The organism is Sulfuricaulis limicola, assembly GCF_002355735.1.
Lineage (GTDB): Bacteria > Pseudomonadota > Gammaproteobacteria > Acidiferrobacterales > Sulfurifustaceae > Sulfuricaulis > Sulfuricaulis limicola.
Window position 1 is genome coordinate 1,840,593 of sequence record NZ_AP014879.1, and the last position, 25,250, is coordinate 1,865,842.

Annotated in this window: 24 protein-coding genes; 10 read left to right on the plus strand and 14 right to left on the minus strand. The window is 58.4% G+C overall.

Annotation, left to right across the window (positions count from 1 at the left end; genetic code table 11):
* Nucleotides 1-308: 308 nt before the first annotated feature.
* From SCL_RS08840 to SCL_RS08850, 3 genes are all read right to left on the minus strand, one after another.
* Nucleotides 309-497 carry a hypothetical protein gene (locus SCL_RS08840; RefSeq protein WP_148665053.1) on the minus strand — a complete coding sequence of 63 codons (189 nt, stop codon included), beginning with the start codon at nucleotides 495-497 and terminating at the stop codon, nucleotides 309-311.
* Between the two features lie 15 nt (nucleotides 498-512).
* Entirely contained in the window at nucleotides 513-668 is a 156-nt protein-coding gene (locus tag SCL_RS08845) for a DUF3096 domain-containing protein (protein WP_096360880.1), read from the minus strand.
* Between the two features lie 410 nt (nucleotides 669-1,078).
* Nucleotides 1,079-1,447 (minus strand): CsbD family protein, encoded by a 369-nt coding sequence (locus SCL_RS08850; RefSeq protein WP_197702579.1) that lies wholly within the window; start codon nucleotides 1,445-1,447, stop codon nucleotides 1,079-1,081.
* Between the two features lie 136 nt (nucleotides 1,448-1,583).
* Between SCL_RS08850 and cls the strand changes: the two genes are divergently transcribed.
* Nucleotides 1,584-3,029, plus strand: coding sequence for a cardiolipin synthase (gene cls, locus SCL_RS08855; protein ID WP_096360881.1), 1,446 nt, complete (start codon nucleotides 1,584-1,586; stop codon nucleotides 3,027-3,029).
* 127 nt (nucleotides 3,030-3,156) lie between these two features.
* Here the strand turns inward: cls and SCL_RS08860 are convergent, their stop codons facing one another.
* The 8 genes from SCL_RS08860 to SCL_RS08895 form a co-directional block, all read right to left on the minus strand.
* Nucleotides 3,157-3,876: a Crp/Fnr family transcriptional regulator gene (locus tag SCL_RS08860; protein WP_096360882.1), complete on the minus strand. Its 720-nt coding sequence runs from the start codon at nucleotides 3,874-3,876 to the stop codon at nucleotides 3,157-3,159.
* 41 nt (nucleotides 3,877-3,917) lie between these two features.
* Nucleotides 3,918-5,105 (minus strand): diguanylate cyclase domain-containing protein, encoded by a 1,188-nt coding sequence (locus SCL_RS08865; protein ID WP_172425996.1) that lies wholly within the window; start codon nucleotides 5,103-5,105, stop codon nucleotides 3,918-3,920.
* A 190-nt stretch (nucleotides 5,106-5,295) separates the two neighbouring features.
* Nucleotides 5,296-5,928, minus strand: coding sequence for a response regulator (locus SCL_RS08870; protein WP_096360884.1), 633 nt, complete (start codon nucleotides 5,926-5,928; stop codon nucleotides 5,296-5,298).
* A 3-nt stretch (nucleotides 5,929-5,931) separates the two neighbouring features.
* The gene (locus SCL_RS08875; RefSeq protein ID WP_096360885.1) at nucleotides 5,932-6,870 is read right to left on the minus strand and encodes an ATP-binding protein; all 939 of its coding nucleotides are present in this window, start codon (nucleotides 6,868-6,870) and stop codon (nucleotides 5,932-5,934) included.
* Nucleotides 6,867-7,469 (minus strand): SpoIIE family protein phosphatase, encoded by a 603-nt coding sequence (locus SCL_RS08880; RefSeq protein ID WP_096360886.1) that lies wholly within the window; start codon nucleotides 7,467-7,469, stop codon nucleotides 6,867-6,869. Before SCL_RS08880 ends, SCL_RS08875 begins: the two co-directional genes overlap by 4 nt.
* Nucleotides 7,457-7,822 (minus strand): anti-sigma regulatory factor, encoded by a 366-nt coding sequence (locus tag SCL_RS08885; RefSeq protein ID WP_231969861.1) that lies wholly within the window; start codon nucleotides 7,820-7,822, stop codon nucleotides 7,457-7,459. The genes SCL_RS08880 and SCL_RS08885 overlap by 13 nt, the downstream gene beginning before the upstream one ends.
* Before the next feature lie 25 nt (nucleotides 7,823-7,847).
* Complete coding sequence (locus tag SCL_RS08890) at nucleotides 7,848-8,228, minus strand: STAS domain-containing protein (RefSeq protein ID WP_096360888.1); 381 nt, start codon at nucleotides 8,226-8,228, stop codon at nucleotides 7,848-7,850.
* 26 nt (nucleotides 8,229-8,254) lie between these two features.
* A complete protein-coding gene (locus tag SCL_RS08895; protein WP_420823641.1) occupies nucleotides 8,255-9,097 on the minus strand; it encodes an STAS domain-containing protein in 843 nt (280 codons plus the stop codon).
* Between the two features lie 356 nt (nucleotides 9,098-9,453).
* Here SCL_RS08895 and SCL_RS08900 point away from each other — a divergent pair, with 356 nt between their 5' ends.
* The gene (locus tag SCL_RS08900; protein ID WP_096360890.1) at nucleotides 9,454-9,825 is read left to right on the plus strand and encodes a hypothetical protein; all 372 of its coding nucleotides are present in this window, start codon (nucleotides 9,454-9,456) and stop codon (nucleotides 9,823-9,825) included.
* A 103-nt stretch (nucleotides 9,826-9,928) separates the two neighbouring features.
* Here the strand turns inward: SCL_RS08900 and SCL_RS08905 are convergent, their stop codons facing one another.
* From SCL_RS08905 to SCL_RS08915, 3 genes are all read right to left on the minus strand, one after another.
* Complete coding sequence (locus SCL_RS08905; protein WP_096360891.1) at nucleotides 9,929-10,453, minus strand: outer membrane beta-barrel protein; 525 nt, start codon at nucleotides 10,451-10,453, stop codon at nucleotides 9,929-9,931.
* Between the two features lie 161 nt (nucleotides 10,454-10,614).
* The gene (locus tag SCL_RS08910) at nucleotides 10,615-11,229 is read right to left on the minus strand and encodes a 4'-phosphopantetheinyl transferase family protein (RefSeq protein ID WP_172425997.1); all 615 of its coding nucleotides are present in this window, start codon (nucleotides 11,227-11,229) and stop codon (nucleotides 10,615-10,617) included.
* Between the two features lie 183 nt (nucleotides 11,230-11,412).
* A complete protein-coding gene (locus SCL_RS08915) occupies nucleotides 11,413-15,432 on the minus strand; it encodes a non-ribosomal peptide synthetase (protein WP_172425998.1) in 4,020 nt (1,339 codons plus the stop codon).
* A 474-nt stretch (nucleotides 15,433-15,906) separates the two neighbouring features.
* Here SCL_RS08915 and SCL_RS14090 point away from each other — a divergent pair, with 474 nt between their 5' ends.
* The 8 genes from SCL_RS14090 (at nucleotide 15,907) to SCL_RS08955 (ending at nucleotide 25,250) form a co-directional block, all read left to right on the plus strand.
* The gene (locus SCL_RS14090) at nucleotides 15,907-16,806 is read left to right on the plus strand and encodes an SGNH/GDSL hydrolase family protein (protein ID WP_148665055.1); all 900 of its coding nucleotides are present in this window, start codon (nucleotides 15,907-15,909) and stop codon (nucleotides 16,804-16,806) included.
* A gap of 236 nt (nucleotides 16,807-17,042) precedes the next feature.
* Complete coding sequence (locus SCL_RS08925) at nucleotides 17,043-18,095, plus strand: Wzz/FepE/Etk N-terminal domain-containing protein (RefSeq protein ID WP_172425999.1); 1,053 nt, start codon at nucleotides 17,043-17,045, stop codon at nucleotides 18,093-18,095.
* Nucleotides 18,092-19,531 carry a Wzz/FepE/Etk N-terminal domain-containing protein gene (locus SCL_RS08930; protein ID WP_096360896.1) on the plus strand — a complete coding sequence of 480 codons (1,440 nt, stop codon included), beginning with the start codon at nucleotides 18,092-18,094 and terminating at the stop codon, nucleotides 19,529-19,531. The genes SCL_RS08925 and SCL_RS08930 overlap by 4 nt, the downstream gene beginning before the upstream one ends.
* Nucleotides 19,528-20,268 carry a CpsD/CapB family tyrosine-protein kinase gene (locus SCL_RS08935; protein ID WP_096360897.1) on the plus strand — a complete coding sequence of 247 codons (741 nt, stop codon included), beginning with the start codon at nucleotides 19,528-19,530 and terminating at the stop codon, nucleotides 20,266-20,268. The genes SCL_RS08930 and SCL_RS08935 overlap by 4 nt, the downstream gene beginning before the upstream one ends.
* A 66-nt stretch (nucleotides 20,269-20,334) precedes the next feature.
* Entirely contained in the window at nucleotides 20,335-21,768 is a 1,434-nt protein-coding gene (locus SCL_RS08940; RefSeq protein WP_096360898.1) for an O-antigen ligase family protein, read from the plus strand.
* A gap of 4 nt (nucleotides 21,769-21,772) precedes the next feature.
* Nucleotides 21,773-22,897: an acyltransferase family protein gene (locus SCL_RS08945; RefSeq protein ID WP_172426000.1), complete on the plus strand. Its 1,125-nt coding sequence runs from the start codon at nucleotides 21,773-21,775 to the stop codon at nucleotides 22,895-22,897.
* Nucleotides 22,894-24,333, plus strand: coding sequence for a haloacid dehalogenase-like hydrolase (locus SCL_RS08950; RefSeq protein ID WP_096360900.1), 1,440 nt, complete (start codon nucleotides 22,894-22,896; stop codon nucleotides 24,331-24,333). Before SCL_RS08945 ends, SCL_RS08950 begins: the two co-directional genes overlap by 4 nt.
* Complete coding sequence (locus tag SCL_RS08955; RefSeq protein ID WP_096360901.1) at nucleotides 24,330-25,250, plus strand: glycosyltransferase family 2 protein; 921 nt, start codon at nucleotides 24,330-24,332, stop codon at nucleotides 25,248-25,250. Before SCL_RS08950 ends, SCL_RS08955 begins: the two co-directional genes overlap by 4 nt.

Below are 25,250 nucleotides of genomic sequence, written 5' to 3' on the forward strand. Positions count from 1 at the left end.
GGATTTTACACAGTACATCTCCGGCTCGTCGCTCCTGGGAGGAAACAACTGCCATCTTCTCAACCGCTGATCCCTATATAGGGCGCGGCTTATCCGCGGATCTGGTGCGCGACCCATGCTCCACCGCACGGGCCATTTACTTCTACTTCGCTTATGAGGCTGTCATCGGCAAACTGAAACAACACGCCGATGCCGCGGCTGGGGGTTCGAAACTGGGAGTTTCGATCGGATCGGGTGCTTTTTACGGTAATTCACTGTGAGGGCAAGTTCAGAGTGAACTTGCCCTCTAGTTTAGTGATGCCGTCAGTTTATTTCTTCATGGCATCCTTGGTTTTATCGACTGACTCGTCGATCTTTTCACCGGCCTTTTCCATCGGCCCCTGGGGATTGACCGCGTCCTGGATTTTCTCAACGGTGGTTTTCTTTTCACAGGCAATAAGCCCGGCCGCGAACAGCAGGCCGATGGACAACATCGACAGTTTTTTCAACGTAGACATGCGCATACTCCTTTTCTAGTGCAGATTAAAGTTCCCGGCGCCAAATAGCCCGAGCAGCCCGATAATAATCAGATAAATGGCGACGATATAGTTCAGCAGGCGCGGCGCGGCCAGAATGAGTATGCCCGCGACAAGTGAAATCAACGGGGCAATGCTTAAAGTCATGTTCATGCCGGCCTCCGGTCAGACTTGTTAACGATGCGATGAATAACGGCGTGTTTGCCGTGCAAATCACATGGAACGCCCGCCCCGTGCCGCCGCAGAGATAAATACGCCTAGTCTCCTGCCGGTTCTGTGCGCTATCGCACGCAGGGCAGCTCTTTAGCGAATTTGTCCGAGATAACCTGCTTGGAGTCCGAATAATCCAGCGACGACGCAGCCACGGTTGAACGCGGATAGATGACGAATTAAGCCAAGATCAGTTGCATGGATCGTGGGCTTGTCTGTGCCCACGGAATCAAACTGCATTGATAAACGGCTTAACGAAACCCGAAATACCCGAGAACGAAAAGCACAATGACAACGAGCCCTACCATATAAACGATGGAGTTCATGTTATTCCTCTACTGTCATGATGAATTTTAAGAATCTGCGTCATGATTGCTCTGGCGGCCATTCCTGGAATCGCCATAGCCCCGGATATCATCCTCGAGATCGTTGTAGCCCTGGATGTCATCCTTGAAATCGCCATAACCGGCCTGGATCCGGCCTCCGATTTTTTGAGCTTGCCCCTTCTTCTCCAGTAACTTGTCACGGGTGAGCTCGCCGCTGATTTCCTTGATCCTGCCTTTTGCCTGCTTGATTCGACCCTTGAATTGATCCCTGTTCACGATTGCCTCCTGACGAAGAATTTCGAGAGATTTTCGTACCGTCATCCCCGGTGATCCGGCTTCACTGACAATTAACAGTGTGTTCGCAGAAACGCGCCAAATCGGTGCGGTAGCCCACATGCCCGGGAATGCCCGGATCCCGCGCCTGAAGCAGTTCATCGCAGGGTGTAGCCACCGGCGGTCAAAATAACCATGGATCCCTGATATAGAATGGCGCAAGGATTACGGCGCCCCGGACCCGGTTTATAGCAAGCCAATGCCCTATCACGATTTTCACCCATCGTTGCTACCCTGCTTCTCCGCCCTGTTTCGTCCTGACGCGACAGTCAGGCGCATCGCCATTGCCTGCTGTCTGCTGAGTATTGCCGGATGCGCGACCCTCCCCGACGCCGAACGCGAACTGGAAAAACCGCATGCACAGGCGGTGGAGTTCGATAGCGCGAGCGGGCCTGTCTCGGCAGGCAGGAGCGCCGCCATCCTCGAAGAGCTCAAGAGCAAATCCGGCAACATCGACATACTGCAGAAACACCTGGCCCTGGAGCAGGCAATTAACGCCGACAGCCCGCTGGTACTGGGCAACAGGCTGGTCCTGTTGCAGGACGGACCGGCGACCTACCGGGCCATGTTCGCGGCTATCCGTCAGGCCAAGGATCACATCAATCTGGAAACATACATCTTCGAAGACGACGAGATCGGCCGGCAGTTCGCGCATCTGCTGCTGGAAAAACAGGCGGCCGGCGTCCAGGTCAACCTGATTTACGACAGCGTCGGTTGCCTGCATACGCCCAGGGATTTTTTTGAGCGCCTCAAAACCGGCGGCATACAGGTGCTGGAATTCAATCCGGTCAATCCATTGGTCGGGAATAAAAAGAAATGGCTGCTCAATAATCGCGACCATCGAAAGCTGCTGGTGATCGACGGCCGCATTGCTTTCATCGGCGGCATCAATATCAGCGAATCGTACTCCAGCAGTCCATCCGCCAAGTCAGCCGGAAAAAAAACAACGAGCGTCATGGGCTGGCGCGACACCCACCTCCAGATCGAGGGGCCGGTGGCGGCGGAGTTCCAGAAGCTGTTCATGGACACCTGGGCCAAACAAAAGGGCGAGCCGCTGGCCCGGAAAAACTACTTCCCCAAACTCGTCAAACAGGGTGACGAGATCGTGCGTGCCATCGGCAGCGCTTCCGCCGATCCCCACAGCCTGATTTATCTCACGCTGCTGTCGGCGATCGGCAATGCCGAACAGCGCATATACCTCACGAATGCCTACTTCGTTCCCGATCCGCAATTGGTCAAGTCCCTGACCGACGCGGCGCGACGCGGTGTCGACGTCAAACTGGTCTTGCCGAGTCACACCGATTCCTGGACGGTGTTCCATGCCGGGCGCTCGCATTACACCAGATTGTTACGCGCCGGCGTCAAGATCTACGAGCGGCGCGGCGCGGTCATGCATTCCAAGACCGCCTCCATCGACGGCGTCTGGTCAACCGTTGGGTCAACCAATCTGGATTGGCGCAGTTTTCTGCACAACGATGAAATTAACGCGACGATACTGGGGCGCGACTTTGCCCGGCAAATGGACGCCATGTTTGCCGCAGATCTGGCAGAATCCGATGCCATCGACCTCGATCACTGGAAACACCGCTCGCTGATGCTGCGATTGAAAGAATGGCTGGCGCGAATCGCGGAATACTGGCTGTAGCCGGGTCCGGCGGGCGAGGTTCAGGCCCGGCCTGCCTCTCGCGTGTTTTGGCTTAGATACGTTTCCATTCATCTTCGATACGATTCCAGTCATTTGATATCGTATCAAACGACGCGCTCAACCTGCATTACGCCGCGATCAGATGGGGGAGCATGTGGTCGAATTCATTTTTAACTACGGCATAGCACTCGCAACTGCGGTCCTCGAGCCGCGGCCGGTCAAGCACGGTGATATGGCCGCGGGCATAATGAATCAGGCCGGCGCTGCGCAATTTTCCGGCCGCATCCGTGACACCTTCGCGGCGCACGCCAAGCTTGTTGGCGATCGATTCATGGGTCACGGCCAATTCATTGGTGGGTGAACGATCAAGATTCAGCAACAACCAGCGACAGAGTTGCTGATCCACCGAATGATGGCGGTTGCATACCACGGTTTGCGCCATATGCGTGATCAGCGCCTGGGTGTAACGCAACAATACATGACGCACCGAATCCGAACGATCGAATTTTTGCCTCAATAATTGCTTGTTCAGGCGATAGGCGTAACCGGCGTTCTGCACAACGGCGTGGCCAAGTGCAGTTTCCGCCCCCATGAAGGTGGAAACACCGATCATTCCCTCACTACCCACCACGGCGATTTCGGCACACGCGCCTTCCTCCGTGACATGCAGCAAGGAGATAACAGAAGTGATGGGAAAGTAGACGTAATTAAACACCGCTCCGGATTCACAAAGGACTTTTCCCTGGGGCAGGTGGATTAATTCCAGTTGCATCGACAGAAGCTTGTAGTCGGACGCCGGTAAAGCGGCGAGAAGATGGTTTTGTCGCTGGTTATACGAATCGGTCATGGCTGGGCTCCTTTAAAATAAAATGTTCTAATCGAGCTAGCTCACGGCATATTCCCCGGTATGGGTTGGTTGCCGTCGTTGAATTCGCGTTCACCCGCGAAACTGTCTCGGTCCGGATCCATCCGGGACAGCGGTGCGGCGACATGAAAATCCTCGCACGCTTTTCCCCCTCCGCGCGATTGACAATCGTGACATGGGCTCGACTCTGATGACGGCGTCATGGCGCCAAGCGCCGATGCCAGTTGGCAATTACCCCGCCCCTGCTTTTTAGCTTGATACATGGCCGTGTCAGCGGCTTGCATCAAGGTCTCCATATCCTGACCATCGGCGGGATAAATGCCGATGCCAATGCTGGCGCTGATGTTCAATTCGTGGCTGCCCACGAGAAAGGGTTCACGCAGGGTCTCGAGGATTTTTCCGGCAATCAAGGTGGCATCGCTGCTGTCCGTCAGGGCCGTGAGACCGACAACGAATTCATCGCCTCCCAGACGGGCGATGACGTCGCCCTCGCGCAGGCAACGCCGCAGACGGCTGGCCGTGACCTGGAGCAGACGGTCTCCAATTTGATGTCCCAGTGAATCGTTGATCTGTTTGAATCGATCCAGGTCGATAAACAGCAGTGCCACCTGAAAGTCGTGGCGGCGCGCCTGGGCGAAGGCCTGGCAAACGCGCTCGCGAAATAAAAAGCGATTGGGCAGGCCCGTAAGGACGTCGTGGAACGCCAGCTGATGCAGCCGATTTTCGATGCGCCTGCGCTCCGTGATATCGCGCGCAATCGTCGCGGTGCCTACAATAGCGCCGGTCTTGTCTCTGATGGGCGAAAGCGACAAGGAAACACCAACCCGCTTGCCATCCTGACGGATACATTCCGTTTCGTGACATTCAATTTGTTCGCCTCTGCCGCTACGTTGGAGGAGCGACCGTATTTCATCGGTTCCATCGCGCGGAAAAAGCATGGAGACAGGGCGGCCTATCGCCGCCGCGGCGGAGTAGCCGAAAAGGCGTTTGGCGGCAGGATTCCAGGAAAGGATAATCCCCTCTGATGATTTTCCAATAATGGCATCGCTCGAAGACCCCACGATCATGGCGAGCCACTGCTGGGCGCCCTCCGCCCACTGATGTACGCTGATAGGGTGCACCATCGCCAGGATTTTCGATTTTTCCCGAGGGCAATTCGATTCGTGATGGCGTGGCGCCAACTCGATGACATTTTCATCCGTGAACATCATTTTATTTTCTCCTGGACCGTTATTATTGACGTGCATAGGATGGCCTGTCGCATGACATCTAACAATCAAGACAAGACCGGAATATGAATCGGGGAAATACCGGAATCGGGGGCAGGAGGATTCCGGAATTAACTCAATATGGATGGGGTCTTCAGGGAAAATTCAGCCACGAACGAATCAAACGATAAAGCTACGGTTGGATAATCCCCCGACGGATGGCATAACGCACCAGTCCGGCGGTTTCGTGAATGTCGAGCTTCTCCATGATCCGCGCGCGATGTGATTCCGCGGTTTTAACGCTGAGACCCAACAGCGAGGCGACTTTCTTGGTGGTGTTTCCTTCCGCAACGAGCTGCAAGACCTGCCGTTCTCGTCCGCTCAAGGGATCGGAAGAGTAATCGGACTTATTAAGGTACGCCTGAACCACTACCTCGGAAATGCCGGGACTCAAGTAAACCTCTCCATGCGCCACTTGCTTGATGGCGCGCACCAGATCCTCGCGTGAGTGGCTTTTCATGACGTAGCCGCGAACTCCGGCGCGCAGCGCCTCCAGGACATAATGGTCCTCGGTATGCATGGTCAACAACATGGGCCTGGTCCGGGTGTGCATTTTGAGGATCTCACGCGCCGCGTCGAGGCCATTTAACAACGGCATGGCGAGATCCAGAACTGCCACGTCCGGTTTGTGCTCGCGCACCATTTTCACCGCTTGCCGCCCATCGGCTGCCTCGCACACGACATCAATAGCTTCTTTATCGAGCAGAGCCTTGAGTCCTTGCCGCACGATCGCGTGATCGTCGGCGAGTAAGACGCTAATCGCCATTGTTCAGCTCTCCAGTGGTATCGAGATCAACATCTCAGTTCCCCGTTGCGTCGATGAATTTATTTGCACGGTGCCGCCCACTGCTTTAAGCCGCTCGCCGATAACGATCAACCCCAGGCCACGCTGGCTTTTCCTGGCCTGTGTCTCACGCACATTGAAACCGGTTCCATTATCCCGAATCGCACAATGTATTGAATACGGTTCCCGCGCCACTTGCACCATGGCATGGCTGGCATGAGCATGCTTGGTCGCGTTGACCAGGGCTTCCTGAACAATACGGTAAAGCGTGATTTCAATGGAAGAGGCAAGTCGGCCGTTCGTCGAACCCTCAATGACAATCGCCAGTCCCGTGCGCTTGGTTATCCGCTCGGCCAGGAATTCCAGCGCCGGCATCAGGCCCAGGTCGTCCAGCATGGTCGGACGCAATTCATGGGATATGCGCCGAAGCTGCGCTTCGATTTGGTCCAGATGACCACGGACTTCCCGGACGCGTTCGCCCATCGTCGCCGGCAAATCATCGGCCAGGTCCGCCAGGGCGATATGCACCACGGCCAACAGCTGGGTGGCGTCGTCATGCACCATGTGGGCTAGGCGCTTGGTTTCCTCCTCGAGAGTTTCGTTCAGGCGGTGCAGCGCTTCATTGGCTTCGCGAAAGGTACGGTGCGTTATCTCAAACGGCGATAGACTCTCCATCAGGAAGGCGTATGTCGCTTTGGCTTGCTTTGCCGGATTCTCCCGTGATCTGGTATTGCGCACCGCGGTCCTGGCCGCCTCATCGTGGATGGCAACCATGTCCAGCACGCCCAGCCCCTGAATCATCGCCTCACGTCCCAGCTCGTAAGCCTGTCGCAAAGCCGTTTCTCCGGTTCCATCCAGATATTCCCGCAAAGACTGAGCATACAGCGATGCCAGTTTCTGCTCGGTTTTGCGCAGTGCGTTCATCCCAAATAACGCCCGACCAATACCAGCGCATCGTCGGTATGGCGCGCCGATCTGGCCATAATGTCATCGGCAAGATGCTGGGGCGATTGATTCAGATTCATGTGCTGATCAAAATCCTCACGTACTCCGTCGGTCGAAAAAATCAATGTGTCTCCGGCCTTTATCGGGAGCACGGTGGGATGAATCGGGCCCAGCCGGTGCCCCAGGATGCCCACACTCAGCAACAAGGTTCGGGGCTGAGAAAGCGCGTCACGAGACAGCAGTTTGCCCTCAACATTCCCGACCCCCGCCCACGTCAAGGCCATCTCAGGATGATTGAACGAAGCCACGCTCATCACCACCCCGCGTGTCCCGCGCAGTTCGTCATGGCAACGTTTAATCAACGGCTCGAGCGCCTCGTGGGGGCGGCTTTTCAATATATTCCCGGCAATCTCGGCCGCCCTGGCGGCTTCCGCGCCATGCCCGATTCCATCCACCGCTGCCACCAGGACACCGTCAGAAAAGGGTACCACGACATACCGGTCACCACATTCTTCCTGGCCTGGCAGCGTCAAGGTCGCGACTCCCAAATCCAATGCAATCTGGTTCATCGTTTCCATTTTTTTACCGTCACGGTCGTGCCATGACCGGGGCGCGAATCGATCTTGAATTCGTCCATCAAGCGGCGCACCCCCGGGAGGCCTATACCCAGACTGCCGGAGGTCGAAAACCCCATTTTCATCGCCTGCTCCAGATTGGAAATGCCCGGTCCTTTATCGCGAGCCACCACGACAATGCCGCAAGCTCCGCTCTTGTTCAGAGTACTTAGGGAAATTTCTCCTTCTTTTGCGTAGTGAACAATATTACGCGCCAATTCCGAAATGGCGGTGGCGATCAGGATTGCGTCGGTATTACTGAAACCGAGCCCGGACGCGAGCGAACGCCCGCTTTGACGCGCGGCGACAATATCCATGTCCACGCGAATCACTATCCGGGTTTTATCCATCGCGAGGAGCGCTTACTTTCCTTGTGGTGGTCTGGTCCAAATACGCTAATCCTTCCTCCAGATCCAATGCCGTCGCGACGCCTTCCAGCGTGAGTCCAAGCTGCACCATGGCAAACGCCACCTCCGGCTGGATGCCCACGATTACTGTGACCGCGCCGCGCAACTTGATCATGTGCACCAGGTCGCGCAGGGTGCGCGAGGCGAACGAATCCATGACATCCAGCACCGTCACATCGACGATGACGCCACGCGAGCGAAACGTGCTCACTTTAGCCACCAGGGCATCGCGCAACTGCATCAAATCGGCATCCGACAGGGCTGATTGGATCGAAGCGATGAGATACGCGCCTTGCTTGAGAATAGGAACTTGCACCAGTAGGCCCTTTAGATAAACCCTTTCTAGGGTTGTTGAACCGACGTTGCCTCACGGATGGAAACGACTTTGTAGCCCAACAAGCGTTCGGCCTCCTCGATGCCACCCTGAAGATCGCCCACTGTATTCATCTTGCTGAGATCCACGCCGATGTTCACCAGCGTCTGGGAAATCTCCGGCGACAGGCCGGTCACAATCACCGTCGCGCCCAAAAGCCGCGAGGCTTCCACCGTCAACACCAAGTGGTTGGCGACATTGGAGTCCATGGCGGCCACGCCCGTGATGTCGATCACCACCACTTTGGCGCGGTTGGTGCGGATGGCGCGCAGGAGTTGCTCCGTCAATTGGCGTGCGCGCTGCGGATCTATCAGACCGATGATGGGAAGAATCAGCAAGCGCTCACGCACTTGCAGCACTGGCGTCGAAAGCTCGCGAATCGCTTCTTGCTGATCGCGAATGGTACGCTCGCGCTCCTGCACGAAACCCACGGCCACGGTGATGGCGATGCGGTTGGCGGCCGGTTCGTAGGCATCGAGAATACGGTTGAGCTTGTCGAAATCAGCTTGATATTTGGCGAACAGGGAACGCGCCAGCACGTCGCGCAGAAGCAGCACGATCCCCACCACTTCATGGGTTTCCACGCCCCTCGGAATGATGCGTTCGGAAAGATTGCGCGAATAGGACTGCAGGGCTTCGAGAGTGCCCGTTTCCAGGGCCTCGACGTAGTTATCGTAGACCGACGTGGCCTCGGCGAATATTTCGTCTTTGCTCATGGCCATGAGCAGTTGCGCCTCAGTGATGCGTCGCGCCCATTCCTCGCGCAATTGAGTGCGATTTTGCCGCAGGTGGGCGACGAGTTCACTTAGCAATTGATCGGGGGTCGTCGGAAACGCAGAAGTCGCTCTCGAAACACGCGATAAATCGGAATTTTTTCTCACGAGTTCTCCTGTAAAAACGATTATTTATCCAGAAAAAAACTGACTCCCACTATCCGGATTAACTCTGTAGTGTCAACCGGGTAAATCACCTAAATTCCGAATAGGAAAATCCTTGGCTCGCATGACTAATTCGTGTTTTATTTTCCGGAACCCGGGAATCCAATAATTTTTCTGTGTGATTTATGGTTGGTTATGCGCGTCACCGCACCGATCCCATGCGTATCCGCGCGCTTAATGCAGTTCGTCAGCTAATCCGTAGCATTCGTGCAAACACGAGGTGAATCTTCATGAAGCGTACTTTTATTTACTCCACGGCAATCGCGACATTATTTTCCGCGACAGCATCGGTAGCTGTCGTGACGGACAAGGATCGGGACGAGGGTGATCTGCAAGCGCCAAGCCTGGTTTATGGCTCGCAGCTCATGACCCAGAAGGAACACAACGAATATAGCGCCCTGATGAACACCGCGAAAACCGGCAAGGAGCGCGATCAGATCCGCCAGGCACATCAAATACGGATGAAAGAGCGTGCCAAGCAACGAGGTTTAACGCTGCCGGATGAGCCGCCAGCGTATAGAAAGGCTCCGGCCATGGGCTCGGGCGGCGGCATGGGAGGTCCCGGCGGCGGCGTCGGACCCGGCAGCAGGCGCATACAATAGATATCCCCGACGCACCGAAAAGTGTTCGGTATCAGCGGCGCACTTGAATCATGCGCCGCTGCAAGCCTCGCTTGTCTGCGCCAGCACCGCCCTTCACCGCATCTCAGAACTTGAATTCGAGACCAACCATAAAAGTATTGAGGTTGGTATCCGCCACTTCATAACGTTCCGCATCGAGGCGCAGTGCGAGGTGGTCGTTAAAGCCAAACTTGAAGCCGCCACCCCAGAACGGATCGTTGCCGGAACTGGCTCCCAGCGAGCCGCCCAACGATGAATCCGAGTCCCACCAGAACTGCCCGGCTTTGGCAAAGACCGACGACACAGTCCCTACCGGCATGGAAAACACTGCCGCCAGGCCCTTGCCATCGGATTCGAACCTGTCACCACCGTTGTTGACGCGATTGAAATCGGTCCACGAGCCTTCGACGCCAAACCAGTCGTTGAACTGACCGCCGACGACCGCTTTCAACACATTGTCATTGTCGTCAAGATTGCTTTGCTTGATGCTATAAGCGCCCCACGAGGCGCCAAAATAAATCCCGGGACCTTTTGCCTGTGCGGCTGCCATAGGACCGAGAACCAGCGCGGCCGCCAGGCCGACGAGAGAACTGAGTTTGTTGATTCGCATGCCTAAACTCCTTGTTGATTGGGTTATTCAGCAAAAACACCCTATCACCCATATCACCATACTTCTGTTTCCTGCCGCACATAGGCTCGCATTATCGCGGCTGAGACATCCCCAATATGCCGGATATCCGGAGCAACAAGCTTCGTCACGCGCGGATATTTTCAGCGCGCCTCGAGAACCACGCCCGTCACGACAAGGCTTCCGTGAAATTCGTAGCGTCCCACCCAGGGCCTGGCATCATGCTCCAACAACGCGATTTTCATCCGCGGGCGCAGAACAAAGCATCCCGCGCTCGCATAGTTGGAGGGAAGGTCCAGCGTGACAGCGTCAAACTCAAGCCACTGCCGGGTCACGCCGTATTGACACTTATAGAAGGATTCCTTGGCGCTGAAAATGAGAGCGGCGCATCGATCCTGCTCCGGTTGGCGCAGCGCCGCGAGCCAGGCGGTCTCCACCGGCGTACAGATAACCGGCCAGATTTCCGGCGTCACGCGCCCGACGATTTCCATATCCAGACCGATGGCGCGGTAGTGTTTCCGGCAGGCGACAACGGCGCCGCTCATCCCGTCGGTGTGGGTTATGCTGCCGATCACGGGAGCCGGCCAGCGTGGCCGCCGGTCGCGGTTCATGCGCAGCGGGTAGCCGGTTACTCCGAACTCCGCCAGGGCACGGCGCGCGCACAGGCGCCCGGCGGTGAACTCGCGGGTCCGTTTCGCGACAGCACGTCCGAGATACCGCGCTTCATCGGGAAATAACAGCGACGGGTCACCGGCCATTCGAAGCTCGGCGGCCGCCACGCCCGGCGGGAATAAACCGGCCAACAGCGGAGAAAGACTGGCGGGATTGTTTTGAAACGTCGGGGTGTAACCATATTCAACTGACTTATGATCCGGAGCACCAGGGGAATTCCGGCTGCTCCTGTTTTCCTCAGTGGATATGATGTGCCTCGACATGTTTATTTATGCGCTCACGGTGCGTCGTTTTCCCGGATTGTCATAAGCATCCATCAACGCCGAGACTTGTGCGGCCATCTGCTCCAGGCCATGGCCCTTGAACACAGTAAAATGATCGCCGTCGAGGACGGAAACATCGACACCGGCCAACGCGAAAGGGCCCCAACCCATTTGCGGGTCGAGAAACAGACCTTTGGGCTCCTGGGCGCTGCACAAAAGCATTATTTTTCCCGAGTAAGGTTTGGGCTCATAGGATTGCGCCATTTCCTCAAGATAGCCGAGCAGCCACTGATCATAATTTTCCGCGCTTGACTCCCTGGTCTCGAATGCGACGCGAGCCGGTGGGCTGGCCGGCGAGCGGCCAAACCAGCGCAACAGTCTTTTATACATGACCCGCTGTTCCATGAACGCGGCCAGCGTCTGCTCGCGCGATATCACTCTCCGCCAGTCCGCGCCAATCAGTTGCCAGCGATACGAGTAATCGGCAAGGATGGCGCGCGTCCGGGAAAGTCGTCGATGGTGGCCCGGTGCCCAGGCATCAATCATGGCGAGCAGCGAAACCTCGTGTCCCGCCTCAACAAGCTGTCGCGCCACCTCGAAGGCCAGCACCCCGCCGACGCACCAGCCAATCAGCTTGTAAGGTCCGGTGGCCTGAAACTTGCGGATAAGCTGAACGTACTCGGCGGCGATGACTTCCAGCGTTTGCGGCAGACTTTGGCGCGTTATCGAAGGGTCGAACAGCTGAAGCGCCGTGAGAGGTTGATCCGGGCCAAGACGTCTGGAAAGATTGTAATAATAAACACCGGTGTTATGGATGGCGATCAAAGGCGGCTTTGAACCATTGGGCTGCAACCGGACCACTTGCCGAAAATCGAATTCGCGCTGACCGCTGTACGTCAACAGCTTTGCCTGTTCAGCGATGCTCGATGCCTTGAACAAGGTCAACAGGCTCAGCCGTTGCCCGAACTCTGCCTCGATACGGGCCAACAGCCGCGCCGCCAGCAGGGAATGGCCACCCGATTCGAAGAAATCCGCGGTCTTGTCGATTGTCTCGACTCCCAGAACCGAACTCCAGATCCTGGCCAGACGACGTTCAACCTCGTTGAGTGGTTGCGCCGTTTCCTTGCTTTGATGCGGTACTGGTGCCGGCAGGTTACGGCGGTCGATCTTGCCGTTTGGCGTGCGTGGCAGCGCATCGAGCATGACGATGGATGCAGGGCACATATAACCCGGCAGGGATTGCGACAGGCTGGCGCGCAATGCGTCAATCAGGACTTCAGGCGACTCCGCCCGGGCGACCTGAGGAACCGCGTAGGCCCAGATCGCACCCTCCCCCGAAGGGTCTTGTCCGAGCACGGCGACGGCCTCGGCAATGTCCGGATGGCGCAACAGCACCGTCTCGATTTCTCCCAGCTCTATGCGAAAACCACGCAATTTTATCTGGTGATCGATACGGCCGAGATACTCCATGCTCCCATGCTGTTTCATGCGGACCATGTCACCGGTACGGTACATCATCGCGCCGGCATGCTTGCGGAACTTGTCGGGGATGAATTTCTCCCTGGTTGCCTCCGGCTGCTCGAAATAGCCGTGCGCGACTCCGTCGCCTCCAATACAAAGCTCACCGGGCACGCCATGCGGCACCAACTCCTGATGGCTATCGACAATGTAGAACTGCGTATTGGCGATCGGCGGCCCGATCGGAACCGGCCCCGTGCCGGCCTCAACCCGCAGCGCCGAGGACCAGACGGTGGTCTCGGTAGGTCCGTACATATTCCAGAGTTCGCCGTCGCATTGCAGCAGCCTTTCAGCGAGGTGGCGCGGCATCGCTTCGCCCCCACACAACATCTTGAGCGGCGGGTTACCATGCCAGCCTGCCTCAAGCAGAACCTGCCACATCACCGGCGTGGCCTGCATGAAGCTGGCCTGGTGTCGCTGCAGAAGCGCGAACAACGCGGCGCCGTCGGCCATTTCCTGTTCCTTCGCCAAAATCAGCCTGGCGCCGACAATCAAGGGAAGAAACAGATCCGGCACCGCCATATCGAAAGAGATCGTGGTAACCGAAACCACCGTGTCTTCATGAGTGAGCCCGGGCTGACGCCGCATCGCGCAAAGCAGATTGACCAGTGCACGGTGATGAATCGCCACTCCTTTTGGCCGTCCGGTCGATCCGGAGGTGTAGATGACATAGGCGGGATCGTCGGGCGATGCGGACGGCGGCAAAGCTTCCGCACTCTGTTTTGCAATCAGCATGGACTGCGAGTCGACAACGATTACCGACATCGCCTCATAGACCAGGTGTTCGCGTAACGAAGCTTGCGTGATAAGGGCCGCGGGGCGCGCGCTCTCGAATATGTACTGCAAACGCTCCACCGGGTAAGTCGGGTCGAGCGGGATATAGGCACTGCCGGATTTAAGCACGGCCAGGAGCGCCACCATCAGCTCGGACGTGCGGTCCAGAACCACCGCGACCCGGCTGGCCGGCTCAACCCCGCGTCGTCGCAGTTCATAGGCCAGCCGGTTCGATGCGAGGTCGAGTTCACGATAGCTCATGCTGCGCTCACCGCAAACCACGGCGACCGCTTCCGGCGTGCGTCTGGCCTGGGCCTCGAAAAGCTGAGGCAGCGTCAGATGCCTCGGATAGATGGCACTGGTGCGATTGTTTTCGACAATCAGCTCATGGCGCTCGCTATCGTCAAGCATCGTCAGGCTCGAGATTTTGCGCGACGGATCGGTCACCACAGAGTGCAACAGCACCTTGAGATGATCGAGAAGACGAACGATTGTTTGATTCTCAAACAGATCAAGATTGTATTCACAGCACGCGCTCCAGCCTTCCGGTCCTTCTACCAGGGAGAAATCCAAATCGCAGGCCGCGCGCACGGAACACGAGGGCAGCTCGATCAGCCTGAAGCCGGCAGAGTTATTGCTCGTCATCAACGGCCGCGGGAACGTGAAATTCACCGAAAACAGCGGATTCCGGCTCAGGTCCGGCGCGGGCTTCACGATTTCGATCAGATCTTGCGTCGTTATCTGCTGATGCTTCAGGATGCCGGCAAGACTGTCGCGAATACGCACCAGCAGCTCGAGGAAGCCGGGATCGTCCGACAAATCGTTGCGCACCACCAGCCTGTTGCTGAACAGGCCGATCAGATTCCCGAGATCCGCTTCGTCGCGATCGGAAAATTCGCTGCCGATGGAAATATCGGATTCCCCTGTATAACGGCGCAGCAGTGTCAACAGCGCCGCCAGAACGGTCACAGGCAGCGTGGTACCGTTGAGACGGCCAAGTTGCGCCAGTTCGCTGGCTAATTCCCTGCCCAGGGGAACTGACAGGGCGCTTCCGTTCGCCGTCAACATCGTTGGACGCGCGCGATCAGTTCGAATTTCGAAATGCTTGAAGCCTCGCAGGGCGCGTTCCCAGTAATCCGCATCCGTCTGCGGGACTGGCCTGGTGAGTCGCTGCGCCCGCCGTGCCGAAAATTCACCGTAACTGACGGGCAGATCCGGCAATACCGCGGGCCGGCCTGCATCCAGCGCCACGCCAATCTCACTCAACTCGCGCGCCAGGATGTTGATCGACCACGAGTCGCTGACGATATGATGCAGCGTCACCAGCAATACCGAATCATCCCTGCGCAGGCGCACGTGCGTTATTCGCATCAGCGGTGGTGCCGATAAATCGAAGGGAGTGCACGCTTCCAGACGTGCGATGCGCCCGGTTTCGATCAGCGCTTCCGCTTCGGGTAATCCCGTCAAATCGATCACGGGAATATGGAAGGAAACCTGCGGCTCAATGATCTGCATGACTTCGCCACCGGTCTCCGCAAAATACGTGCGCAAAACCTGATGTCGCGCCATGATCAGTCGAAATGCATTTTCCAGCCCGGCATTGGAAATCGTGCCCTGCAGACGCCAACGCACGGTGAGGTTCAACGATGGATTACGTGGATTGAGTTGATGCAACAGCCAAAAACGGCGTTGGCCCGGAAAGCAGGGAAACTCAAGCTTTTTTTTCCCCGCCATAACAGCTCTCCGGAGACGCATCGCCGGATCATTGACGCGATCAGTCGTTATGGTGCCCATTGCGTCAAAGCGTTGTCGAGTTTTGACTCTGGCGTTGAAGAGTTTGGTGCCAGCCACCGGTAACCAGGCTTCGGAAGGCAATATTTGGATAGACCATTTTCCGTTCGCCGCAACCAAAGGGAAATAACGGGCAGCAAGACCTTATCCCCCTGTTTCAGATTAATGAACAGACACGGACAGTATGCTGGCAGGAATCCTGCGTCTGTACGCGGACGTACATAATCCTCGCACCCGGTATGTTTGTCAGCGCACAGAGGCCAATGGTCCTGTTCCCGTAAAATTCGATCATCAGCCAGGAAATGATGGTTTGTTTGCGCATACCAAATTGGCATATCGGTGGAAAACCGGAAATAGTGAGGATCGTTCGTGACACAGCCAGCGACCAGTACGCGAGGAATAAGCTCGGTACATATTTTGTTCGCCGCCGCCTGTGCGTTTCTTGTTATCACTCTTTCGTCCTGTTCTGGCGGTGGATCATCGTCTGAAACAACAGCTGCCTCGGATCAGATCGCCGTCTGGGGAGACAGCACCACTTCCGGCGTTGGCGCCACCGACTCTGACTCGAGTTATCCCGCGCAGCTGCAGTCATTGACGGGACGCAACACCTATAACGGCGGTGTTTCAGGACAAAACAGCGATCAAATCGCAGCGCGCCAGGGCGGCGCGCCAGCATTATTGACGTTTCCGGGTAATACCCTCATTTCCGCAGGTCCTGTCGTGCTTGAATCGCAGTCGACCTTCCCGGTAACCGCCGAGGGCCCCGGTCCTGTCACCGGAACTATCGGTGGATTTCACGGCACGCTGAGCTATCAGACCGATGCTGACAATAATCCGCAGTTGGCATTCACACGCGATACTCCGGGGGTGCCGGAATACATTCCCGCGCAAAGCCCTTTCCACCCCGATACCTTCGGTCGAGAGGATGGAATTAACGTGTTCTGGATGGGGCAAAATAATTTTTACGATCCGCCGGGAGTAAAGTCCGATATCGCCAAGTGCATCGCGTTTCTTTCCAGCAAACGGTATATCGTGATGAGCCTGCTTAACGCGGGCGATGAAGGCATCGGAACCACGTCCTACGATCAGTTGGCGCAGATCAACGCCGACCTTGCGCGAACCTATCCGGATAACTTTTTCGATATCCGCAAGATACTGATAAACAACTACGATCCAGCCAGCCTCCAGGACGTTCAGGACCACATCAACGATGTGCCACCCAGCTCGCTGCGCAATGACGCCGAGCACCTGAACGACAAGGGTTACGCGGTCGTGGCACAGCAAGTTGCGGCCTTTATCGCGTCCCGGAGCTGGTAGGGCCGGGTGCCACAGCGACTCTCAGGCGCCAAGGTCTTGTGTACGACACCGCACAGACGGTAATGCCTGTAACCCTATAAAAAGCTAATTAATACAACAGATTTTGCGCGGGTCAATCCTGTCGATGACATGGAATCTGGCTGATGGCGCCGGCAGGAACAGCCAACGCAGTTGGTTCTGTCAATGTAAACGGGTTTCCATGCGTCAATGCCGTCATGCGGGACGGATACTTGCTTATGAACAATCTCCCCGTCGTCTCCCGGGAAACCGCCGTGTCGGTGGTTACGCCGGTTATTCCGCTGAACTTCGTTTATCCCGGCCTTTCGCTGGCGCAGATCCTTTCGATCGTCCGCGCCTACCGGAAGCTGAGCCTGCTCATCCTGCTCGCGGTTTTGTCCCTTACGGCGCTGGTCATGACACTGTGGCCGCGAACCTACACGGCCATGGTGACGCTGATGGTGAACTACGAGGTCAACGACCCGTTGAACGGCAAGGAACTGCCGGTCGGTCAGGTGGGCAGCTACATCTCGACGCAGGTGGAGCTGATGCAAACCCCGGAGGTGTTGCTGGCCGTGGTCGACCGTCTGCGGCTGACGGAGGACAAGGATTATGCGCGGGGTTACCGTGGGGACAGCGGTACGCTGCGTGAATGGGTGGCCAAAAAAATCAGCAAGAATTTGGCGATTTATCAGGGTCAACTGGGCAGTCAGCTGATCTATGTGACGTACTCGGCGAACAAGCCGGCGGAAGCGGCGCAGGTGGCGAATACGGTGGCGGAGGTTTATCTGACTTCGAACATGATGCGATCCTTGAAATCGCAGCTCACCGGCCAGGAAGCACGCATGACCAGGCTTAACATCACCCTGGCATCGCGGCACCCTGAAGTCGTGGAGTTGCAATCCCAAATCGATGCCACCCGTCTTTCGCTGGCAGCCCAATCAAACAATCTCTCCGCCGGTACTTCCACGGAAAAGAGCCCGGCAGTGCAGCAGGAAGCGCTGCCGGTCGAGTACAAATTCACCACTGCCGGCCACTACACCAACGTCAGCTTTGTCAGCCGGGCCTCGCCGCCGGTAAAGGCCGTCAAGCCCAAGGTATTGACCGGGTTTCTTCTCGGCAGCATGGCAGCCGGGGCGCTGGGACTTGGCATTCCGCTGATTTACGAACTGTTCCACCGCCGCGTGCGCTGCCGCGATGATCTCGAGCGCCATCACGGGATTCCGGTGCTGGCGGAATTTGGCGCGTTACCACCGCAGACGAGCACATTGCCCATGAGGACTGCCCTATGACCGCTCCCCACAATCTCCCCGTCGTCTCCCGGGAAACCGCCGTGTCGGTGGTTACGCCGGTTATTCCGCTGAACTTCGTTTATCCCGGCCTTTCGCTGGCGCAGATCCTTTCGATCGTCCGCGCCTACCGGAAGCTGAGCCTGCTCATCCTGCTCGCGGTTTTGTCCCTTACGGCGCTGGTCATGACACTGTGGCCGCGAACCTACACGGCCATGGTGACGCTGATGGTGAACTACGAGGTCAACGACCCGTTGAACGGCAAGGAACTGCCGGTCGGTCAGGTGGGCAGCTACATCTCGACGCAGGTGGAGCTGATGCAAACCCCGGAGGTGTTGCTGGCCGTGGTCGACCGTCTGCGGCTGACGGAGGACAAGGATTATGCGCGGGGTTACCGTGGGGACAGCGGTACGCTGCGTGAATGGGTGGCCAAAAAAATCAGCAAGAATTTGGCGATTTATCAGGGTCAACTGGGCAGTCAGCTGATCTATGTGACGTACTCGGCGAACAAGCCGGCGGAAGCGGCGCAGGTGGCGAATACGGTGGCGGAGGTTTACAAGGAACAGGACTATATGCGCTCAACCGGTCCGCCCGGTGAACGCGCCAAGCGTTATGCGGAGCAATTAAGTGAACTCAAGGTCAAGGTTGACCAGGCGCAGAAGCAGGTCACGGCGTTTCATCAACGCAACAACCTGATCGATGAAGGAAACAAGACCAACGTCGATGTGGTCCTGCTGGCAACCCTCGAGGGGCGCCTGCTGGAAGCGCAGAATGCGCGCCGCACCGCCGAAGCAAGGGCGTCGGGAGACCAGTCCGTCAATGATCAGGTCCTGGCTTCACCGCTGATTCAATCGCTGAAAACGCAGCTCGCCACCCAGGGCGCGCGTCTGGCACAGCTGAATACGGCCTACACACCGCAACACCCAGACATACTGGAGTTGCAATCGGAAATGGATGCCACCCGGCACTCGCTTGCGGTTGCCCTGCAAAGCTATTCCGCCAACGCGTCAGCGGAACTGAGCGTGGCGCAGCGGCTGGAGCAGAATCTGCGGCAGGCCGTGGCGGAGCAGCGCGCAAAGGTGCTCGCCATGGGTCAGCTGCACGACGATGCCGCGAAATATCTCCTGGAACTCGAATCCGCCCAGGCTGTGTACAAACGCGCGCTCGAAGGTTACGACCAGATCATGTTTGCTTCCGCCGGCCATTACACCAACGTCAGCTTTGTCAGCCGGGCCACGCCGCCGGTAAAAGCCACCAAGCCAAAAATATTGACCGGAATTCTTTTGGGCAGTATCGCCGCCGGGGCGCTGGGGCTTGGCATTCCACTGACTTACGAACTGTTCAACCGCCGCGTGCGCTGCCGCGATGATCTCGAGCGCCATCACGGGATTCCGGTGCTGGCGGAATTCGGCGCGCTAACGATGAGGACAACCGCATGAACATAAAAACTGCCAGCCACGGCGCCGTCGATACCAAACACGCATCGCATGGAGGCGCCGATCAGGCCTCGAGGTCCAGGAGCGAAATCACACAGATCGAGAGCATGGTGGAACCCAGTGACCGCTTGATCGTGGCGCACGACCCTTACGACCCGCGCTACGAAAAAATCCGCGCGCTGCGGACCGAGCTGCTGTTGCGACGCGAGTCGGTTGATCGCGCCGACATCGTCGCGTTGTTGAGCCCGTGTCCTGGCGAAGGCCGCTCGCTGCTGGCGGCGGAACTCGCCATTTCCTTCGCGCAAATGGGCCGTCCGACGCTGCTGGTCGATGCGGATTTGCGCCACCCGCAGCAGCATTTGTTTTTCGGCACCGACAACCGTCAGGGACTGTCGCAGGCGATCGAGTACGGCACAAAACCGCAGCTTCATGCCGTGCGCGGTTTGCCGCGAATGTCGGTGTTGACGGCGGGCGAGGTACCGGCCAATCCGCTGGAGTTGCTGTCCAGCAGCGCCTTCGCCTCGATGATCGAGGATTGGCGCGACAATTTTGAATTCGTCGTGATCGATACGGCACCGGTCATGCATTTTTCAGACGGACTGGCGGTGGCGAGTCTGGTCGGCCGCGTGCTGGCGCTGAGCCGCGCGCACCATACGCCTTACAAGGACATGCAGGACATGTTGCGGCGACTGGCGGCCACGCGTTCACTGATTCTCGGCGCCGTCATCAGCCATTTCTGATTTTCATGCCGGTCCGCCGCATCGCTTTGCCTGGCGCCGGCGCCTCATCCAGAAAAAGCGATAGTTATGGAACTGACAACATCGAACCCCGCGCAACCCCACGGCATGACGTGGCTGCGAGACGACCGGTATTCCTGGTTCCTGGCGGGAATGATGTGGGTGCTGATCGTGCTGATGATCGTGCCGGAAGGCTTCGATTATCAGAGGCTCGCCACAGCCAGTGCGCCCAGTTCAGGCGGGCCCATCAGCCGCATGCTGTGGCTGTTGCTGCTGGCGCTGGGCATCATGATGGTATCCTGGCGCGCGGGTCTGGCCTGGCTGCTGGCGCGCGTGCTGAATCCTTTTTTTCTCCTTTTCGTCGCGCTCGCGATTGTCAGCGTCGCCTGGTCCATTGACCCAGCCCTGAGCATCCGGCGTCTTATCCGCCTGGGCACGATTGTGTTGGCCTGTGTCGCATTCGTGTTGATGAGCTGGCACGCGCGACGCTACCAGAACGTCGTACGCCCGATACTTACCATCGTGCTGCTGGGCTCGATCATTTTTGGTCTCGTGTTTCCAGCGCTCGCCATCCATCAGCAAACCACGCCGGAACTCATCGGCGCATGGCACGGACTCGCGAATCACAAGAATGGCCTTGGCGCCCTGGCCTGCATTTCTCTGATTTTCTGGTTTCATGCCTGGCTGACCCGGGAGGTCAGATTCCTGCCGGCGTTGACCGGTGGCGCGGTCGCTGTAACCTGCCTGGTGCTGTCGCGCAGTTCGACATCGCTGGCGGCCACTTTATTCGTGATGGCCGTGCTGCTCGTGCTGTTGCGCTCGCCTCAGGGCCTGCGTCCTTATATGCCCTATCTGGTCTCGATGCTGGTGGCGCTGCTCCTGATATACACCCTCGCTATCCTGAATCTGATCCCGGGGCTGGGAACCCTGATGGCCCCCGTCACCGCGCTGACCGGCAAGGACACGTCGCTCACCGGCCGCACTGAAATCTGGACGATTCTTTCCGAGCATATCAGTTACCGTCCCTTCCTCGGCAGCGGCTACGCGGCCTATTGGACCGCCGGACCGGTCCCCGGAGCGGACTCGTATGCGTTCGTGTGGCGCATGGGCTCCTTTTATCCCGGATCCGCCCACAACGGCTATCTGGAAATCGTCAACGATCTGGGTTGGATCGGCCTGCTGTGCCTGATCGCCTATATCGTCGTGCATATCCGGCAGTCGCTGCAGCTGCTGGAAATCGACCGCCATCAGGGCGCCCTGTTTCTGGCCCTGTTCTTTCAGCAAGCGATCACGAACCTCTCCGAAACACACTGGTTCAGCGTGCAGAGCGTCGACTTCGTGATCATGGCGCTGGCGACGACGGCGCTGGCACGCAGCCTTCTGGAACATCGACTGCGTCTGGTTTTTGGCCAGCCTCAGCCCTCCACGATCGGGACATCCCACGGGATGGCCTTACCGCTGGCGCGCGAATCTTTCGATCGCACTCCGGATGGCGGAGCCTGATCTCATGACGCCCGTCAGCGACCGCCCCCAGTACGCAACCGGCACGATCCCGTCCCTGGATGGCATCCGCGCCATCGCGGTGGCGCTGGTGTTCTTCGCCCACAGTGGATTCGATGCCATCATTCCCGGCGGCCTCGGTGTCACCATTTTTTTCGTGCTGAGCGGCTACCTCATCACCACCCTCATGCGCATCGAGCACGCCCGCCGCGGCCGCATCAGCTATCGTGGCTTTTACCTGCGACGTCTGCTGCGGCTGATGCCGCCTTTGTTCATTGTTGTCGTGGTAACCGGCCTGCTGGCCGCCTTCTCCGTCATCGATGGCGGTTTCACAACGGGCGGCCTGTTCTCGGCCCTGTTTTATTTCGGCAACTATCATGTGATTGCGAACGACTACCATGGCATGCCCGTGGGTCTCGGCGTGATATGGTCGCTGGCCATCGAGGAACACTATTATCTTTTTTATCCTCCGCTGGCGGCGCTGTTGCTGCGTGTCGGCCGCGTCGGACTGTCCGTCACCGCGCTCTCGATACTCTGCGTCGTCGTTTTGGCGTGGCGTTACTGGCTCGTGTTTCATGGCGGCACGGAAGCGCACATCACGATGGCCACCGACACGCGGGCCGACGCCATCCTGATCGGTTGTATCATGGCATTGTTGTTCAATCCCCGGCTGGATCCGGTCCCGGCCCCGAAAGCACTCAACGACTTGGGCATCGCCGCGGTCTGCGTCGCCGTGTTGGCAGGCACTCTGCTGTATCGCGACGAAGTCTTCCGCCTCACGGCCCGCTACACCCTGCAATGCCTGGCGATCGCACCCCTGATCTATCTGGCCGTGGCCCGGGCGGACCGGCTGCCGTTTCGCTGGTTGAACGCCCGACCGCTCGTGTATATCGGAACGATTTCCTACACCATCTACCTTTCGCATCACGTGATTCTGCTGGGGCTCGCCAAACACTGGCCGCAGCTGGGCTGGATCGGGCTGACGCTGCTGGGGGCCATCATGACGCTGGCGGTGGCGGAACCGATGCGCCGCTGGGTCGAAGAGCCCTGCGCCAGGCTGCGCAAACGGCTGCATCGAAAAACCCTCGCGCGCGAGCCGGCGCCGGGCATTCTCCCCGTGGGTGCGCCATGAAATGCGCTGAAGCCATCACGCCGCATGACGTATCTCCGGAAGCGGCCATCAGCGCCATCCTGAGCCACGGCGGGCCGGTTCTGCTCGACCTGGATGAAACACTGTATCTGCGCAACTCCACCGAGGACTTCATCGATTCGGCGCGTCCGCGCCTGCCGGCGCTGTTGCTGATGAGGATGCTGGATGCCGTCAAACCGTGGCGCTGGACCGGCGGCGAAACCACCCGCGACGTGTGGCGCGTGCGCCTCATCGCGACATGCTTTCCCTGGACCGTGAAGCGCTGGAAAAACCAGGTTATCGGGCTCGCGAAAAACTTCACCAACCTGCGTCTGTTGGAAGCGCTGAAAACGCCGGGCACGACGCCGATCATCACCACCGCCGGATTCCAGCCTATCGTCGCCCCGCTGGTGGCGGCGCTGGGTCTGCCGCAGGCGCAAATAATCGCCGCGCGCCTGTCGAGCTTCGCCGACCGCCGCGATGGAAAACTTCATCTGGTCGTCGGCGCGCTCGGTGATGACACCGTTCGCCGCGCGCTCGTGCTTACCGATTCGGCGCAGGACCTCACGCTGCTCAATGCGTGCGCCCGCCCATTGCGGGCGGTGTGGCCGGAGGCGCGTCACCAGCACGCCTTGAGCGGTGTCTACCTGCCCGGTCAGTACCTGACGCATGTCAAACGACCCGGTGCGCGCTATATCGTGCGCGGCATCCTGCAGGAGGATTTCGCCTTCTGGGTCTTGAGCTCGATAGCACTGGCGGCGCTGCCGCTGCTGCATGTCCTGGGGCTGCTGTTCCTGCTGGTGTCGTTCTGGGCGATCTACGAGCGCGGCTACGTTGACAATGATCTGATCGCGGCGCGCTTCGAGACAGACCCGAAACTCAGCGCGGCATTTATGGATTCGCCGGTGGCCACACCGCGCTGGCAACCGTGGATCTGGGCGTTCGCCTGTGGCGCGATCGCCATTGTTCTGCTGCGCTGGCCGGCAACCCCCGTGCCCATGGACTTCGCCGCATGGGCCGCAGTACTGCTGGCGACCCACGGCTGGTTCATGCTGTACAACCGATTTGACAAGGGCGCGCGCGTCTGGATGTTTGCGGGTTTGCAGTTCGCACGCAGCGCGGCCTTTATCGCGCTGGTGCCGATCGGTCTGATCGGCGCGCTGGCGCTCGGCGCCCATGTCCTGGCAAAGTGGGTGCCCTATTACGTATACCGGCTCGGCGGCAAGGAATGGCCCGAGGCGCCATTTCATCTGATACGGTTGTTATTTTTCCTGGTATTGGCGCTGTTGCTGGGGTTTTCCCAGGGAATCGCGTCACTGTTGAGCGGAACCGCGCTGGCGCTGCTGGCCTGGAATTTGTTCAGGGCCCGCCAGGAACTGGCCGCGGCCTTGAAGGCGGCCAGACGTCTGGACCGGGCCGGCACCCGGCCCCTGCCATGAACATCAGCCTGTGCATTGCCACCTACCGCCGGCCGGAACGTCTGGGCGCACTGCTCGATGACCTCGTCAAACAGCAGCAACTTCCAATAGACGTCGTGGTAGTCGATAACGATGCCGCGGGCAGCGCACGCGCGGTGGTGAAGCGGCGGCGCGAGCTGGGTGCTCCGTTTCCGATTCACTACGATATCCAGCCCGTGAAAAATATTTCGCTGACACGCAACCGCACCGTGGCGCTGGCAAACAGCGACTGGATCGCCTTTATCGACGATGACGAACGCGCGCCGGCGGGCTGGTTAAAAAAACTGTCTGAAGCCGCTATCCGCTGCAATGCCGATGGCGTGCTGGGTCCGGTCGAGCCGGTCGTACCCGCCAATGCGCCGGCATGGATCCAGCACGGCAGCTTTTATGAATGGTGGCGAATGAAAACCTGCGCCGTCATTCCTCCCAACAAACTGCGCTTTGGCAACGTGCTGCTGCGGGGCGCACTTCTGCGCGATACACCGACACCCTTCGATCCGGACTACGGCCTGACCGGCGGCGAAGACGGCGATCTGCTCGGGCGTCTGGTACAGCAGGGCGCGCGCATCGTGTGGTGCGACGAAGCCATCGTGCACGAGCCGGTCGAAGGCGCACGCCTGTCGTTGCGCTGGCTGCTGCTGCGGGCATTGCGCGGCGGACAGGACTTCGCGCGACACTGGCTGGCGGGAAGTTATGGACAACTCACGTCGACCGGGCGCGTGCGCCTTTTTCTGCGCGCACTCCTGCAGTCGGCACTGGCGGCCGGGTTGGCGTTTCTGTCCTGGCCACTCGGCCGACATCGCGCCGTGTATTGGCTGCTGAAGGCTTCAGCCAATATCGGAAAGATAACGATTTTGCTTGGTTGGCATTACCGTGAATACGGGGGCAAGGACACATGA